17 protein-coding genes are annotated in these 15547 nt (G+C 47.1%); 12 read left to right on the plus strand and 5 right to left on the minus strand.

Going from position 1 to position 15547, the window contains the following annotated elements:
* Positions 1-4 precede the first annotated feature (4 nt).
* The 12 genes from rpmA (at position 5) to purU (ending at position 10470) form a co-directional block, all read left to right on the plus strand.
* Positions 5-277 (plus strand): 50S ribosomal protein L27, encoded by a 273-nt coding sequence (gene rpmA, locus RS24_RS06520; protein ID WP_021777405.1) that lies wholly within the window; start codon positions 5-7, stop codon positions 275-277.
* 91 nt (positions 278-368) lie between these two features.
* Positions 369-1397 carry a GTPase ObgE gene (obgE, locus tag RS24_RS06525; RefSeq protein WP_021777406.1) on the plus strand — a complete coding sequence of 343 codons (1029 nt, stop codon included), beginning with the start codon at positions 369-371 and terminating at the stop codon, positions 1395-1397.
* Positions 1398-1411: 14 nt separating this feature from the next.
* Positions 1412-2581: a glutamate 5-kinase gene (proB, locus tag RS24_RS06530; protein ID WP_021777407.1), complete on the plus strand. Its 1170-nt coding sequence runs from the start codon at positions 1412-1414 to the stop codon at positions 2579-2581.
* Positions 2571-3845 carry a glutamate-5-semialdehyde dehydrogenase gene (locus tag RS24_RS06535; protein WP_021777408.1) on the plus strand — a complete coding sequence of 425 codons (1275 nt, stop codon included), beginning with the start codon at positions 2571-2573 and terminating at the stop codon, positions 3843-3845. Before proB ends, RS24_RS06535 begins: the two co-directional genes overlap by 11 nt.
* A 2-nt stretch (positions 3846-3847) precedes the next feature.
* Complete coding sequence (locus RS24_RS06540) at positions 3848-4447, plus strand: nicotinate-nucleotide adenylyltransferase (protein ID WP_021777409.1); 600 nt, start codon at positions 3848-3850, stop codon at positions 4445-4447.
* Positions 4448-4520: 73 nt separating this feature from the next.
* On the plus strand, positions 4521-4886 hold the full coding sequence (gene rsfS / locus RS24_RS06545) for a ribosome silencing factor (protein ID WP_038300787.1): 366 nt from the start codon (positions 4521-4523) through the stop codon (positions 4884-4886).
* A gap of 4 nt (positions 4887-4890) precedes the next feature.
* Positions 4891-5367: a 23S rRNA (pseudouridine(1915)-N(3))-methyltransferase RlmH gene (rlmH, locus tag RS24_RS06550; RefSeq protein ID WP_021777411.1), complete on the plus strand. Its 477-nt coding sequence runs from the start codon at positions 4891-4893 to the stop codon at positions 5365-5367.
* A 19-nt stretch (positions 5368-5386) separates the two neighbouring features.
* Positions 5387-6541 carry a murein hydrolase activator EnvC family protein gene (locus RS24_RS06555; protein WP_021777412.1) on the plus strand — a complete coding sequence of 385 codons (1155 nt, stop codon included), beginning with the start codon at positions 5387-5389 and terminating at the stop codon, positions 6539-6541.
* A gap of 61 nt (positions 6542-6602) precedes the next feature.
* The gene (locus RS24_RS06560; RefSeq protein ID WP_038300912.1) at positions 6603-8078 is read left to right on the plus strand and encodes a S41 family peptidase; all 1476 of its coding nucleotides are present in this window, start codon (positions 6603-6605) and stop codon (positions 8076-8078) included.
* A 3-nt stretch (positions 8079-8081) separates the two neighbouring features.
* Complete coding sequence (locus tag RS24_RS06565; RefSeq protein ID WP_021777414.1) at positions 8082-8591, plus strand: RNA pyrophosphohydrolase; 510 nt, start codon at positions 8082-8084, stop codon at positions 8589-8591.
* Positions 8592-8600: 9 nt separating this feature from the next.
* Positions 8601-9605, plus strand: a complete 1005-nt coding sequence (locus tag RS24_RS06570; RefSeq protein ID WP_021777415.1) for an isopenicillin N synthase family dioxygenase — start codon at positions 8601-8603, stop codon at positions 9603-9605.
* 7 nt (positions 9606-9612) lie between these two features.
* Entirely contained in the window at positions 9613-10470 is an 858-nt protein-coding gene (purU, locus tag RS24_RS06575; RefSeq protein ID WP_021777416.1) for a formyltetrahydrofolate deformylase, read from the plus strand.
* A 26-nt stretch (positions 10471-10496) separates the two neighbouring features.
* Here the strand turns inward: purU and RS24_RS06580 are convergent, their stop codons facing one another.
* The 5 genes from RS24_RS06580 to atpH are packed head-to-tail and all read right to left on the minus strand — an operon-like array spanning position 10497 to position 15401.
* Positions 10497-10883, minus strand: a complete 387-nt coding sequence (locus RS24_RS06580; RefSeq protein WP_021777417.1) for a F0F1 ATP synthase subunit epsilon — start codon at positions 10881-10883, stop codon at positions 10497-10499.
* A gap of 5 nt (positions 10884-10888) precedes the next feature.
* Positions 10889-12319, minus strand: a complete 1431-nt coding sequence (gene atpD / locus RS24_RS06585) for a F0F1 ATP synthase subunit beta (protein WP_021777418.1) — start codon at positions 12317-12319, stop codon at positions 10889-10891.
* Between the two features lie 48 nt (positions 12320-12367).
* Positions 12368-13246, minus strand: coding sequence for a F0F1 ATP synthase subunit gamma (locus tag RS24_RS06590; RefSeq protein WP_021777419.1), 879 nt, complete (start codon positions 13244-13246; stop codon positions 12368-12370).
* A gap of 29 nt (positions 13247-13275) precedes the next feature.
* Positions 13276-14808, minus strand: coding sequence for a F0F1 ATP synthase subunit alpha (gene atpA / locus RS24_RS06595; protein ID WP_021777420.1), 1533 nt, complete (start codon positions 14806-14808; stop codon positions 13276-13278).
* Positions 14808-15401, minus strand: a complete 594-nt coding sequence (atpH, locus tag RS24_RS06600; protein ID WP_021777421.1) for an ATP synthase F1 subunit delta — start codon at positions 15399-15401, stop codon at positions 14808-14810. Before atpH ends, atpA begins: the two co-directional genes overlap by 1 nt.
* Between the last annotated feature and the right edge of the window lie 146 nt (positions 15402-15547).

A 15547-nucleotide genomic window follows, 5' to 3' on the forward strand; every position in this document is an offset into this window, starting at 1 on the left:
TGATATGGCTCATAAAAAAGCAGGTGGTTCATCCCGTAACGGTCGCGATAGTGCCGGACGACGCCTCGGCGTTAAAAAATTCGGCGGTGAACATGTTATTCCCGGCAATATCATCATTCGTCAGCGCGGCACCAAATGGCATCCCGGCGAAAATGTTGGTATAGGCAAAGACCACACAATTTTTGCCCTGACTGAAGGTAAAGTCAGCTTCTCCAAATCAACCGGAGACCGGACTTATGTGTCTGTTGATACAGCACCGGAGAGTCCTGCGGAATAAAGTGACGCAGCTAAACGACCTAAGAATTTTAAAGGGAGATCGCTGTGTCTCCCTTTTTTATTTGATAGACAAATCTGTATAATGAACTGTTATGAAATTTCTTGATCAGGCCAAAGTATTTATTCAATCCGGTGACGGCGGCGCGGGGTGCATTAGCTTTCGGCGTGAGAAGTATGTCGAATTTGGTGGCCCTGATGGTGGCGATGGGGGCTGTGGGGGAGATGTTATTGTCAGATGTGTAGATGGCCTCAACACCTTAATTGACTATAGATACCAGCAGCACTTCAAAGCCGGAACCGGCACACATGGTATGGGTAAAAATCGTACTGGCGCAGATGGCCCTGACAAAATTTTAAAAGTACCGGTCGGAACACAAATTTTTGCAGAGGACGGAAAAACACTTATCGGGGATTTAACCGAGATTGGCGACGAGATTGTGCTGGCCAAAGGTGGCAATGGTGGTTTTGGTAATGCACGCTTTAAAGGGCCGGTTAATCAGTCCCCCCGTCATGCAAATCCGGGGCAACCAGGACGGGAAGCTTGGATATGGTTGCGCATGAAACTCATTGCGGATGCCGGTCTGGTTGGTCTTCCTAATGCTGGTAAATCTACTTTTCTGGCCTCTGTCAGTCGCGCCAAACCAAAAATTGCCGATTATCCTTTTACGACCCTGCATCCAAATCTCGGTGTTGTTGCGGTTAAAGGCAATGAATTTGTAATTGCGGATATTCCCGGTCTCATTGAAGGCGCAAGCGAGGGGGCTGGGCTGGGGTATAGATTTCTCGGTCATGTTGAGAGATGTGAGATACTCTTGCATCTGGTAGATGCCTCACAAGATGATGTGGTCGGTGACTGGGAAACAATTCGAGAGGAAATTGCCGCTTATGAGAATGGCTTGACGGATAAAAAGGAAATTCTGGCGCTTAACAAATGTGATTTAATTGACTCTGAAATCTTGAAAGAGAAACAATCAGCACTTTCAAAAGCCAGCGGCAAAGACGTACAATTAATCTCGGGAGCAACAGGCGATGGCGTTAAACAAGTTCTCTCGGATATCCTGGAGCATGTTTCACAAAGAAACGCAGCTATAGACCTTCAAAGCGGAAGCTGGAAACCTTAACGCTCGTAAACAAGATGAATACAGAGATACAACATAAAACAGCCACGACGCTAACGCAGGCCAAGAGACTGATTGTAAAAGTTGGCTCGTCATTGCTGATGCAGGGAAAAGACGGGTCGCTTAACACGGCTTGGATGGCAACGCTGGGCGAGGACCTCGCCGCCGCACGTGCGCGCGGTCAAGATGTTATTCTGGTCTCATCAGGTGCGATAGCGCTTGGACAAGGATGTCTTGGTCTCTCAGATGCACCTTTATCTTTGGAACAAAGTCAGGCCGCTGCAGCTGCAGGACAAATTTCTCTGGCACATGCTTGGCAAGAGGCGCTGAGTCCCCAAGGCATGACAATTGCGCAGATTCTCCTCACTCTCGAGGATACCGAGCAAAGACGCCGTTATCTGAATGCAAGAAGCACACTCAATGCTTTACTGGATTTAGGCGCCGTACCGGTGATTAATGAAAATGATACCGTCGCAACGCAGGAAATTCGCTATGGCGATAATGACCGGCTGGCGGCGCGCGTAACAAGCATGGTCTCGGGGGATTGTCTGGTTTTACTATCCGATATTGACGGGCTTTACAGCGATGCCGACCGCATTGGCGATGCTAAGGCCCATATTGCGGAGATACCTGATATTACACAGGATGTACTCGCTATGGCAGGAGAAAATGCCGGACATTTTGGGAGCGGTGGAATGAAAACCAAGCTCGAGGCAGCTCGTATAGCAACCGATGCCGGCGCATCCATGATACTTGCGAGTGGTCGTGAAGCTCACCCCATATGCAACATTTTGGATGGAAAGGGCAAAAGCACTCTATTCGGTGCTAAAGCCAGCCCGCGCACAGCTCGAAAGGATTGGATTGCCGCCAGCCTTCAACTTGGCGGATATGTTCATATAGATCTCGGCGCGGTCAACGCTTTGCAAGACGGAAAAAGTCTATTGCCGATTGGGATAAAAAGTATCTCAGGGGACTTTGAAAGAGGTGATTGTGTTGCCATATTAGGGCCAGATGGTGTTGAAATTGCACGCGGTTTGGTGGAGCATTCATCCGAGACTGGCCTAAAAATTATGGGCAAGCAAACCACAGAAATAGTTAATGAACTATCATATGACGGTCGAACTGAGATGGTACATAGAGATAATCTGGTAATGACACAAAATCGAGGAGGAGAGGATGACGCTTAACACTTCACTTGAAGAAATAATGAACGCTATGGGCACACAAGCAGCTATTGCCGCACGCGAACTAGGGAGAGCAACGACCGAGCAAAAAAATAATGCACTTATTGCCGCCGCGCAAAATTTGCGCGCGCAAACCGAAGAGCTGCTGACTGCTAACAGGCTGGATATGGATATTGCCAAAGAAGCAGGTCTGAATAATGCACGTCTGGATCGTATCGCACTAGATGCAGGCCGCGTTGAAGGTATCGCCAAAGCTCTGGAAGACGTCGCCGCCCTGCCTGACCCTGTGGGAGATGTGATGGCACGCTGGGATCGCCCGAACGGGCTGGATATTTCTCGTGTGCGTGTGCCTCTGGGCGTGATTGGGGTGATTTATGAAAGCCGCCCGAATGTGACTGCTGATGCCGCCGCACTGTGCCTAAAATCCGGCAATGCAGTTATTCTGCGCGGCAGTTCTGAAATTCAAAATTCAGCGAAGGCCGTCGCAGCTTGTTTTGACGCAGCGCTTGAAGGTGTTGGCTTGCCTAAAACATGCGTCCAGCTTGTCCCAACCCCCGACAGACAAGCCGTTGGCATGATGCTGGCAGGGCTAGAGGGCACGATTGATGTCATTGTTCCACGCGGCGGTAAAAGCCTTGTAGAGCGTGTGCAAAATGATGCGCGTGTCCCTGTTTTCTCGCATCTGGATGGCATTTGTCACACCTATATTCATGCCTCTGCTGATATTGAGATGGCGAAAGACATCACGTTAAATGCCAAATTGCGCCGTACAGGTATTTGTGGGGCGACGGAGACCTTGTTGATAGACCGCCAATGCGCCGATACGCATTTAAAGCCGCTTATCGAAGCCTTACTGGATGAAGGATGCGAAGTCCGCGGTGATGAGGATGTCGCAAATGTGGATAAGCGTGTTGTTCCGGCGACAGCGCAAGATTGGGACACGGAATATCTCGATAGCATTATTTCCGTTAAACTTATTGAGGGTGTTGAAGATGCGATTTCCCATATTGCTTCTCATGGCTCGGGCCACACCGAAGCCATCATCGCAGAAGATGCATCTGCCGCAGAAGCCTATCTCAATGGTGTTGATAGCGCGATTGTTATGCATAATGCCTCAACGCAATTTGCCGATGGTGGTGAATTTGGCATGGGGGCAGAAATTGGCATTGCGACGGGACGCTTCCACGCACGAGGCCCTGTCGGGTTAGAACAACTAACAACATTCAAATACCAGGTACGGGGTAGCGGGCAAACACGCCCCCGATAGAAATGCTCAACAGGCGCAAACTTTTTACACCCGGCATGACAGTCGGTCTGTTCGGAGGAAGTTTTGACCCGCCGCATAAAGGACATTCTCTGGTAAGTGCTAAACTACAAGCAGCACTCGGCCTTGACGTGGTTTGGTGGCTGGTCGCGCCTCAAAACCCTCTTAAAACCAGCAGTCCAGACTCGATGGAAAACCGCCTAAATGCCTGTCGGGAATTAGTTGGTTCTTTTAATAACCGCGTTTACATCTCTGATGAAGAAACCCGTCTTGGCACGCGAAATACAGTCGATACCGTCAGAAAACTGAAGCAAATTTATCCGCAGGTGAAATTTATTTGGCTGATGGGGGCGGATAATATGGCTTCTCTCCATCACTGGAAAGACTGGCAGGTTTTAATGCACGATATTCCGATGGCGATTTATCCACGCCCGGGATATGTGGTCAAAGCCGGTCTCAGCCCGGCAGCGCAGCAATTTGGCGATTATCGCATTGCTATCGACCAAGCCGCAAACCTCAAAACCATTGATGCGCCTGCATGGGTGTTGCTTACCGGCAAGATGGATGACATCTCATCAACTACCCTTAGAAATAAATCTTCTTAAAATATTGAAAAATTCCGAATATTAAGGCTAAATAAAAAAATGCTTCTAACCAGAGCCCATAAAAAATATAAGGATGAAACGTTTGTTGCCTGACGACGAGTCCAGTCTCATCCAAAATATCCTTCAAAGCCTTGATGATGACCAGGCTCAAGAGATTCTAACCATAGACCTGCGCGGAAAAACAGCTTTTGCTGACTATATGGTGGTTGCATCGGGGCGGTCTCAACGTCATGTCGGCGCGGTGGCGGATCACCTCCTTAGAAATTTAAAAAGTCGTGGCCTAAAAAATATTCAGGTTGAGGGGCTACCAAATTGTGATTGGGTGTTGGTAGATGCCGGTGACGTTGTGGTTCATATTTTCAGGCCTGAGGTCAGAGATTTCTACAATCTGGAAAAAATGTGGGATGTGGATATTCCCAATGAGTCAGCCGTTACCTAATTAAATGCGCCTCATCATAAGTGCCATTGGCCTCCTAAAAAAAGGCCCCGAATCTGAGCTCGTTGCGGATTATCTCAAAAGATTACGCGGGCAAGCCAAGCAAATCGGTATTTCGCATATAGATATCCTTGAGGCCAAAGAACGCACCAGTGGCGATGACAAAAAAAACCTTGAAGCTGAACTTCTCATCTCACAAATACCAAGTAATCGGAAACTCATTGCGCTTGACGAGCATGGTAGACATATAACCAGCCGAGAACTGGCAAATTTAGTACAAAAAAATCTCGACCAGGGTGTTCAAAATCTTTGTTTTGTTATTGGTGGCGCGGACGGTTTATCCGAAATTGTGCTTGAATTGGCAGAAGATAAAATATGCCTTGGTAAAATGACATGGCCGCATCAGCTTGTTCGTGTCATGTTGATTGAGCAGTTGTGGCGTGGCGTGTCTATTCTAACCAATCACCCCTATCACAGGGATTAAAGCGCTTTTGGAGACCGTTTTGAAATCAAGAGTGATTGTCGCATTTCTTTTATTTGGCTCATGCATAGCTTTTGCTATGCCGGACATGGCGATACATCCGGCTCATGCTCAGACGAAAGAAAAACGCCAATTAAAGAGCCTTGAAAAAGAAATAAGAGAGAGAGACGAGAAAAGAGTTCAACTCGAAAAGCAGGCTGAGCAAATTGCGACGCAACGCCGAAAACTTCAGTTAAATATGATTTTCATTGCCGAGCAAATCCGGGCTAATGAGCAAAGACAAATCAATATCAACAAAAAACTAGATGCGCTATTAATGACACAAGACAATTTAATCGCAGCTCTAAATAAAGACCGCGTGAATCTTTCTCAGTCTTTAGCTGCGCTGCAACGTTTTGAAAAATCTATCCCGCCAGCGCTTGCTGTCAGGCCGGATGACGCACTAGAGGGCATTCGCGGCGCACTCGCCATGGCAGGTATTGTACCAAACCTTAAACAAAAAGTAGATGAAATCCATGCGCGGCTGGATGAGTTGTCTGCCATTCGTCGCCAGATTGTCAAACGTCAAAAAGAACTAGACGATGCTTTAATCAAAGCTGAAAATGATCGCGCAAAACTTGATGTGCTCGTGGCAGAAAAACAACAGGCTGAAGCCTCACGACGTCAGGAAGCGGCAAGCGAGCAGGCCGCAATAAAAGAACTGGCTGCCAAGGCCAGAAACCTGAAGGATCTCGTCACCAAGCTGGAGAAACGCCGCGCCAGACAGCATAATCAAATTAAAGGGTTCTCTCGCACCAGAGGGAAGCTCCCCCTTCCCGTTTCTGGAAAATTGCTTTCCAGACCGGAGACTATCCGCAAAAACACCGAAACCGGGCGTGAGGGCGCGTATATGACGACCCGCGTACAATCACTTGTAACTGCCCCGTATGACGCGCAGGTACTCTATGCGGGTCCTTTTCGCGATTATGGTAATATGCTCATTCTCGGAGTCGGCAAAAACTATCATTTGCTTTTTGCAGGCCTAAGTGAGATTTCCGTGGATGTTGGTCAAGTTATTCTGGCTGGGGAACCTGTCGGACAAATTATCCCCGAACCCCTTACAAATGCACCAAAAACGCTTTATATGGAAATAAGATATAAAGGTCAGCCTCAAGACGCGCTTTCATGGTATAGATAGACATGAAATCATGTGGTTTCAGCTGGTCGATTTAGTCGAAGATAGGTCACATAAGATAGATATGAAACGCACTCCCTCCTTAATCACTTTTACAGTTTTACTAACATGCCTGCTCGCGCCCACTCTCACTTTTAGGGCGATGGCGGAGGATGTTCAGCCTGCATCCAACGCCAAATCTGAGTCGGAAGATTTATACGAACAGCTAAAAATATTTGGCGGTGTTCTCGAAAGAGTACAGCGCGAATATGTAGATGAACCGGAAAACCGCGAGCTAATTGAAGCCGCAATGATTGGTATGTTGCAATCACTTGATCCCCATTCTGCCTATATGCCGCCGAAAAATTTCGAGGACATGAAAGTTCAAACAAAGGGGGAATTTGGCGGGCTTGGCATTGAAGTCACTATGGAAAGAGGCCTGGTGAAAGTCGTTGCCCCTATTGCTGACACACCTGCAGAGCGCGCGGGCATTCTCACAAATGACCTCATCGCAAGATTGGACGGGGAGGATGTTCTCGGCCTCACACTCTCAGAAGCCGTTGATATTATGCGCGGCAAGATTGGTACTAAGATTACCCTAACGGTGTTGCGCGAAGGCGAAGAAGACCCCCTCGAAATTGATATTATTCGCGATATCATTGAAATTAAAGCCGTACGTTATCGTGCTGAAGGCCCTGAAGGTCAAATCGCCTATATTCGGCTAACAACTTTTAATGAAAACACCACCAAAAATCTGCGCAAAGCAATGGCGGAGCTTTCTGCTGCTGCAGGAAAAGAGAAATTCGCTGGCTATATTCTTGATTTACGGAATAATCCCGGCGGCTTATTGGGGGAAGCAGTAAAGGTTTCTGACAGCTTCCTCAGTCAAGGTGAGATTGTTTCCACACGCGCACGCAAAGCCGAAGACAATATCCGCTTTAATGCACGTCGCGGAGATATGTCCAAAGGAGCACCGGTGCTGGTTTTGATAAATGGCGGTTCGGCCTCAGCATCTGAAATTGTTGCTGGTGCCTTGCAAGATCACCATCGTGCCTTAGTTGTCGGCACGCAAAGTTTCGGCAAGGGGTCTGTCCAAACTGTTATTCCACTTCCAAATGATGGTGCGTTAAGACTGACGACAGCACGTTATTTTACACCTTCAGGTCGTTCAATTCAGGCTTTAGGTGTAACGCCTGACGTGATTATTGATCAGGAACTGCCTGAAGATATAAAAGCCCGCCCCAGACGAAGCGAGGCAAGTTTAAGAGGGCATCTCAGTAGCAGTCCGGAAAATGATAAAGAAACCCCAGACGCAAAAACAAATAAGTCTGAAGATGACTCAAATGATAAGAGCAACACAGATACAAAAGATGACAATGAGTATAAATCAGACGAGTCATCTGAAGGTAACGCGGACGTCAAAGCTAAAGACAAAACCAAAGAAAAAGGTAAATCTTTTGCATATGTTCCCCGGGAGCTTGAAAAAGACAAGCAACTCCAGAAAGCTATTGAAATTATGCTGGCAATGGATGCCTCAAAACAACGTCTTCTAGAGAACTGATAAATGTCACAAACAGACATCACTTTACCTTACCGTCCCTGTGTCGGTATTGTATTGATTAATCGCGATGGGCTGGTGTGGTCTGGGCACCGGGTCATGGGCGACTTGCCCCCAGATGCCCCGCGTTGGCAATTGCCACAAGGTGGTATTGACACTGGTGAAGTCCCCGAAACCGCCGCCAGACGCGAACTAGCAGAGGAAACGGGCGTCACTAAGGCGCGTGTGATTTATGAAATACCGGGATGGCTGACCTATGATTTGCCGCCAGAACTTATCGGCAAAGCGTTGAAAGGCCGCTTTCGAGGTCAGCGACAAAAATGGTTCGCTATGCAATTTGAAGGCACAGATGAAGATATAAATATCTCAGCTACCGAACCTAAGGAATTTGACGATTGGACATGGCGACACCTTGGTGAATGCCCCGATATGGTGGTGGATTTCAAGCACGATATTTATTTGAGTATCGCAGCACAGTTTGCCCCTTTTGTTGCATCCGGCAACGTACGGGCTTAAAAAGGCTTCATGCCTAATTCAAGCTTACCGATAATAGACATCTCCCTATCTGAGGGTTCTCAGGACGCGCAAAAGAAGAAAATCGCGGCTGATATTGATAATGCGGCACGTCAATATGGTTTTTTTTATCTCACTGGCTATCAAATCCCAGAACATCTTATCGCCGAGTGCTTTCAGGCAGCGACAAAGTTTTTTGACCTTCCCACCGACGAGAAGAATAAAATTGCTATTGAAAACTCGCAATGTCATCGGGGGTGGTATGCGATAGGCGGCGAGGTTCTCGACCCGGTTCATCAACAGGAAGGGGATATTAAAGAGGGTCTTAAAATCGGTAACGACCTGCCTCTCACCCACCCACTTGTGACCAACGGCACGCCGCTACACGGCCCAAATCAGTGGCCTGAAATAAGTTCAGAAACAATGCCAGCAATGGACTCAACCTTATGGAAAAAGACCATGTTGACGACTTATGATTATTTTTGTGAAACCGGACTCGAGGTGATGCGGTATTTTGCCATGGCGTTAAACCTTGAGACTGATTATTTTGATCACTGGCTCACCCGTCCAGACTCCGAACCAATGGCAACACTCAGCCCTATTCGCTACCCGGCGCTCAACCAAGCTGAAACCGCCCTGAGTGCCGGCGCACATACGGATTTTGGGTGCCTGACCCTGCTCGCTCAAGACAATAATGAAGGCCTTGAAATCGCCATACCAGACGGCACATGGTTGAGTGTTCCCCCCATTGAAAATACACTTATCGTTAATATTGGGGACATGTTAGCATTTTGGTCCGGTGGTAAATATCGTTCTACACTTCATAAGGTGAATAACCGAAGCGGACGAACACGGCAAAGTTTAGCTTTTTTTTACGACCCTGCTTATAATACACCTTTAATAAATTTAACGGATGGTCTCTCTAATTCGTCTGAAACAGCCAATGAGACCAAAACGGCTTTAGACCACCTGTTACAAAAAATCGGTGACAGCTTTAGCTATCAAAAAAATAGGTAATCCTGAAATGAAAAAATTCACCCTACTTTTATCTTGTATTGACCGCCCGGGTATTGTTGCCACAGTAAGCTCATTTCTCCATCAAGCCGGTTTGAATATTCTAGAAAGCAATCAATTTGGGGACTTAAAAACCGGACGCTTTTTTATGCGCGTCGCCTTTACGACAGCAGACCCTTCATCGGATGTGAAACAGGCGGATTTAAAAGAAGAGTTTAAAGAAATTTCTGACCAATTCGGGATGGACTGGAAATTATTTGATATGAACGTCAACACCCCAGCCGTTATTATGGTCTCAAAATTCGATCACTGCCTCGTTGATTTGCTTTATCGCAGACGTATCGGCACATTAAAAATGGATATTGCGGCTATTATTTCCAATCATGATACCACCCGCGAAATCGTAAACCGCGAAAATATTCCCTTCCACCATATTCCTGTTACATCCGATACCAAACAGGATGCAGAAGATAAAACCAGGAAAATCATTGCAGATACAGGAGCTGAATTGATAATTCTTGCCAGATATATGCAAATTCTCTCAACGGATATGGCCAATAGCTATCCTGGACAGATTATCAATATCCATCACTCATTCCTGCCTAGCTTTAAAGGAGCTGAACCTTACAGTCAGGCCTATCACCGCGGCGTCAAAATGATTGGTGCAACAGCTCATTATGTAACGCCTAATCTCGATGAAGGTCCAATTATTGCACAACAGGTTGTTCCAGTAAGGCATGATATGTCTGTTGAGGACATGATTGGTGCAGGGCAAGAAATTGAACAAAGCGTTATGGCAAAGGCGATACGCGCACACACCGAACACCGTATACTTTTAAATGAAGGTAAAACAGTCGTTTTCGACTAGATAGAAGTTCTCTTAGAGCTTAAGTTTTACAGGATTTCTTCTAAAACCCTTAAAACGCTTTCAGCTTCGGCTTTCTTCTGTTCGTCAGTCTCTGACTCAACACGGCTTCTCGCCTCGGTAACCGCATTTTGCAGCGCGTCTTTATCGTCACCATCTAGCGCAAGCGCTTGCTCGGCTAGAATGGTCAAGCCATCCGGGGTCACATCCGCAAATCCACCCTGAACAAAATATCGCGTGGTTGTTCCACCGTCTTCGACCAGCACAATGCCCGGACGCAACACCGACATCATCGGGCTGTGATTGACAAGCACCCCAAAATCGCCTTCGCTTCCCGGCACGGTGACAACATCAACCTCTGCAGAAAACAGATGTTTCTCAGGAGACACCATATCGAATGTAAGACGTTCGCTCATAATGCTTATGCCGCCTCCGCAGCAAGTTTTTCAGCTTTGGCGATTGCTTCATCAATTGTGCCGACCATGTAGAAAGCCGCCTCCGGCAAGTGATCATAATCACCGGCACACAGACCTTTAAAGCCTTTGATGGTATCGGCAAGGTCAACCAGCACACCCGGCGAACCCGTAAAGATTTCAGCAACATGGAAAGGTTGTGACAAGAAACGCTCGATTTTACGCGCACGAGACACAACTTGCTTATCCTCTTCGGAAAGCTCATCCATACCCAGAATAGCGATAATATCCTGCAAGGCTTTGTAACGTTGAAGAATTTCCTGAACCTCACGGGCAACACCGTAATGTTCATCACCGACAATGCGGGGCTCCATGATTCTAGAGGTAGAATCCAATGGATCCACAGCCGGATAAATACCTTTTTCTGCAATGGAGCGCGACAGAACAGTGGTGGCGTCCAAGTGGGCAAACGACGTCGCAGGCGCAGGGTCGGTCAAGTCATCAGCAGGCACATAAATCGCCTGAACAGAAGTGATAGACCCTTTAGTTGTTGTCGTAATACGCTCCTGCATAGCACCCATATCCGTCGCCAGAGTCGGTTGATAACCCACAGCAGATGGAATACGACCCAGCAGAGCCGACACTTCAGAACCGGCTTGCGTAAAGCGGAAAATATTATCAACAAAGAACAAAACGTCCTGACCTTCATCACGGAAATGTTCAGCAACTGTCAAACCAGTCAGCGCAACACGGGCACGGGCACCGGGCGGCTCATTCATCTGCCCATAAACCAGCGCACATTTTGAACCTTCGCCGCCTTTTTCAACATTCACGCCGGATTCAATCATTTCCCAGTAAAGGTCGTTCCCCTCACGCGTACGCTCACCAACACCGGCGAAAACAGAATAACCACCATGCGCTTTCGCAACATTGTTAATCAGCTCCATAATCAAAACGGTCTTGCCAACACCAGCACCGCCAAACAAACCAATTTTACCACCCTTGGCATAAGGTGCGAGCAGATCAACAACCTTAATGCCGGTGACAAGCATTTCAGCTTCTGTGGACTGCTCGATAAATTCCGGCGCTTCTTGGTGAATGGCACGAGTTTGGTCGGAACTGATATCACCGGCTTCATCAACCGGCTCGCCAATAACATTCATAATACGACCCAATGTATTTTCACCGACGGGTACTTTAATCGGGTTGCCCGTATCCAAAACATCCTGACCGCGCACAAGACCCTCTGTCGAGTCCATGGCAATGGTCCGAACGGTGCGCTCACCGAGGTGCTGGGCTACTTCAAGAACGAGCCTTGTATCGCCGATTTTTGTTTCAAGACTGTTCAGAATTTCAGGCAGAGCCGTATCAAATCTGACGTCCACAACAGCGCCGATTACCTGGGTTACTTTGCCTACAGCTTGTGTATCATTTGCCATTTTATTCATCCTCAGATGGTTTCATTAAGTTGGTTCAGTTAAGAGCAATTATAGTGCTTCTGCTCCAGATATAATTTCAATCAATTCCTTTGTGATTTGCGCCTGTCTTGACCTGTTATAGGTAATCGTCAGACTGTCAATCATTTCACCGGCATTCCGAGTCGCATTATCCATGGCGCTCATACGCGCACCTTGTTCACTCGCGGAGTTTTCAAGCAGAGCTCGTAAAATTTGGATAGAAATATTGCGCGGCAGAAGCGCATCCAAGATTTCATTTTCCTCTGGTTCGTAATCATAAGACGCACCGCCCAAATCAAGTGTGGTGTCTTCATCAAGATGTGCAGGAATAATCTGCAATTCTTTAGGGTTTTGCGTAATAACATTCACAAATTCTGAATAATAAAGCGAACAAACATCAAAGGCCTCTGTTTCAAAAAGCTCCAGAATTTGCGTAGCAACTTCTTGTGCCTGTTCAAAACCGACAGATTTCAATCCTTGATATGTCACTGTTTCGAGCATGACGTCTTCAAAATCGCGCTTCAGCAAATCTCCGCCTTTACGCCCGATACACAAAATTTTGACTGTTTTGCCTTCAGCTTTAAGGGCAAGGGCACGCTCCTTCGCCAATTTAGCGATGGAAGCGTTAAAACCGCCGCACAAACCACGTTCCGCTGTGGCAACTACCAATAAATGTGTGTCTTCTTTACCTGTACCAGAAAGAAGCGCAGGTGCACCATCTTGACCGGCAACACCAGCAGCAAGATTGGCAAGTACAAGGCTCATACGTTCCGCATAAGGACGCGCCGCCTCAGCGGCCTCCTGAGCGCGGCGAAGCTTGGAAGCCGCAACCATCTGCATGGCACGTGTGATTTTCTGCGTTGCTTTAACGCTTGAAATCCTATTCCGAAGTTCTTTTAAAGATGCCATCTGCTCTTCTTTTGCCTAAAACCGATCAATCAGGCAGCAAATTTAGCTGCGAAACCTTCAATGACAGATTTAAGTTTGGACTCTGTATCATCCGAAAGGGCTTTTTCAGTCCGAATGGTTGAAAGCAGGTCGCTTTCCTTCGCATGAACATGCGTCAGCAATTCTTGTTCAAAACGTCCAACAGCGGCAACAGGCAATTCATCCAAATAACCATTCACACCCGCATAAATCACGACAACTTGTTCTTCGGCCTGAAGCGGAGAAAACTGGCCTTGTTTCAGCAATTCTGTCAACTTGGCACCGCGATTAAGCAAGCGTTGAGTCGCTGCATCCAGGTCAGAACCAAACTGAGCAAAAGCCGCCATTTCACGATATTGCGCCAATTCACCTTTAATCTTACCCGCTACCTGCTTCATAGCTTTAATCTGAGCCGCAGACCCCACACGTGAAACCGATAGACCGACATTCACTGCAGGGCGAATACCTTGATAGAACAAATCTGTTTCTAGGAAGATCTGACCATCGGTAATTGAAATCACATTGGTCGGGATATACGCCGATACGTCATTGGCCTGCGTTTCAATAATCGGAAGTGCCGTCATGGAACCGGCGCCAAATTCATCATTCATTTTCGCAGCACGTTCGAGAAGACGTGAGTGCAAGAAGAAAACATCACCCGGATAGGCCTCACGTCCTGGTGGACGACGCAGCAGGAGTGACATTTGTCTATAGGCAACAGCCTGTTTTGACAAATCATCATAGGTAATCATGGCGTGCATGCCATTATCCCTAAAATATTCCGCCATGGTGCAACCCGCAAATGGCGCAAGATATTGCAGCGGTGCAGCTTCTGAGGCCGTTGCAGCAACAACGATTGAATATTTTAGCGCATCATTTTCTTCGAGGGTCTTCACAATTTGGGCAACTGTTGAACGCTTTTGCCCAATAGCGACATAAACGCAGTAAAGCTTGGCACTTTCATCATCGCCCTCATTTACGGCGCGCTGGTTCAAAATCGCATCAACAGCAATAGCTGTTTTACCTGTTTGGCGGTCACCAATAATCAATTCACGCTGACCCCGACCGATTGGAATAAGCGCATCAACGGCTTTGAGACCGGTTTGCATTGGCTCATGCACAGATTTACGTGGAATAATACCCGGGGCTTTCACATCCACTTTACGGTTCTCAGAGGCGTTAATCGGCCCTTTACCATCCAAAGGGTTGCCCAGCGGATCGACCACACGGCCCAGAAGTTCTTTACCGACGGGCACAGACACAATATCGCCTGTCCGTTTTACGGTATCACCCTCACGAATATCGCGGTCAGAACCAAAAATTACAGCCCCGACATTATCTTCTTCAAGGTTAAGCGCCATGCCACGAATTCCACCTGGGAATTCAACCATCTCACCAGCCTGAACATTATCCAGACCATAAATTCTTGCAATACCATCACCGACAGAAAGAACCTGTCCAATCTCAGAAACCTCGGACTTACTGTCAAAGTCCTTAATTTGTTGTTTTAGGATGGAAGTTATTTCAGATGCTTTAATGTCCATTATCCCGCCTCATTCATGGCTTGTTTCAATGTAAAAAGTTTTGTTCGTAGAGAGTCGTCAATCATCCGGCTACCGACACGCACAATCATGCCTGCCAATAATGTCTGATCGACCTCGGCAATGACACTAATGTCCTGTCCGAATTTATTTTTAAGCTGCTGCTTTAATTTATTTTCGTGCTGTTCTGAAAGCTTGCTCGCAGTCGTCACATGTGCGGTCATTTCACCGCGCGCTTTAGCCTCCAGCGCTTTAAAGGCTCTGCAAATATCCTGTAACAGAAAAGAACGGCGATTTTTAACAACAAGCACCGCGAAATTAGTCACGGTTTGACCGATTGACGCTTTTGAAAAAATTTTCACCAGCGAGTTTTCTTTATCTTCGACTGAAATTACGGGGCTAACGAGCATATCCCCGAAGCTTTGGTCTACCCCGAACAAACCTGAAAGAACATCCATTGAATTGCTGATGTCTTTTTGGTCGGTATCAGGAGCTTCTTGCATAAGCTCAAAAAGCGCAGAGGCGTAACGACCGGAGAGACCCGAGACGGAACCTTCAAATTCTGGTTTGGATGAATCAACACTTGAAGAACTCATATCAGAACCAATGATATACCTTTGTGCGCTGACTGCTGTATTTGCCTTAAAATACGAGCAAATATAAGCAGGAATGACATCAATATTTTGAGTGAGTTAGCACAGCATGCGCCCGCTTGCAATAGAGGATGAGGGCGTTTTGACAC

Source organism: Candidatus Micropelagos thuwalensis (genome assembly GCF_000469155.1).
In the GTDB taxonomy this organism is placed as follows: Bacteria; Pseudomonadota; Alphaproteobacteria; order RS24; family RS24; genus Micropelagius; species Micropelagius thuwalensis.

What these genes read in the sequence shown, in the direction of transcription:
- RS24_RS06560 (WP_038300912.1), top strand. Translation starts at nt 6,603, where the DNA reads ATGAAACGCACTCCCTCCTTAATCACTTTTACAGTTTTACTAACATGC.
- proB (WP_021777407.1), top strand. Translation starts at nt 1,412, where the DNA reads ATGAATACAGAGATACAACATAAAACAGCCACGACGCTAACGCAGGCC.
- RS24_RS06565 (WP_021777414.1), top strand. Translation starts at nt 8,082, where the DNA reads ATGTCACAAACAGACATCACTTTACCTTACCGTCCCTGTGTCGGTATT.
- RS24_RS06570 (WP_021777415.1), top strand. Translation starts at nt 8,601, where the DNA reads ATGCCTAATTCAAGCTTACCGATAATAGACATCTCCCTATCTGAGGGT.
- RS24_RS06590 (WP_021777419.1), bottom strand. Translation starts at nt 13,246, where the DNA reads ATGGCATCTTTAAAAGAACTTCGGAATAGGATTTCAAGCGTTAAAGCA.
- rlmH (WP_021777411.1), top strand. Translation starts at nt 4,891, where the DNA reads ATGCGCCTCATCATAAGTGCCATTGGCCTCCTAAAAAAAGGCCCCGAA.
- rsfS (WP_038300787.1), top strand. Translation starts at nt 4,521, where the DNA reads ATGAAACGTTTGTTGCCTGACGACGAGTCCAGTCTCATCCAAAATATC.
- rpmA (WP_021777405.1), top strand. Translation starts at nt 5, where the DNA reads ATGGCTCATAAAAAAGCAGGTGGTTCATCCCGTAACGGTCGCGATAGT.
- RS24_RS06580 (WP_021777417.1), bottom strand. Translation starts at nt 10,883, where the DNA reads ATGAGCGAACGTCTTACATTCGATATGGTGTCTCCTGAGAAACATCTG.
- RS24_RS06535 (WP_021777408.1), top strand. Translation starts at nt 2,571, where the DNA reads ATGACGCTTAACACTTCACTTGAAGAAATAATGAACGCTATGGGCACA.
- obgE (WP_021777406.1), top strand. Translation starts at nt 369, where the DNA reads ATGAAATTTCTTGATCAGGCCAAAGTATTTATTCAATCCGGTGACGGC.
- atpA (WP_021777420.1), bottom strand. Translation starts at nt 14,808, where the DNA reads ATGGACATTAAAGCATCTGAAATAACTTCCATCCTAAAACAACAAATT.
- purU (WP_021777416.1), top strand. Translation starts at nt 9,613, where the DNA reads ATGAAAAAATTCACCCTACTTTTATCTTGTATTGACCGCCCGGGTATT.
- atpH (WP_021777421.1), bottom strand. Translation starts at nt 15,401, where the DNA reads ATGAGTTCTTCAAGTGTTGATTCATCCAAACCAGAATTTGAAGGTTCC.
- RS24_RS06540 (WP_021777409.1), top strand. Translation starts at nt 3,848, where the DNA reads ATGCTCAACAGGCGCAAACTTTTTACACCCGGCATGACAGTCGGTCTG.
- atpD (WP_021777418.1), bottom strand. Translation starts at nt 12,319, where the DNA reads ATGGCAAATGATACACAAGCTGTAGGCAAAGTAACCCAGGTAATCGGC.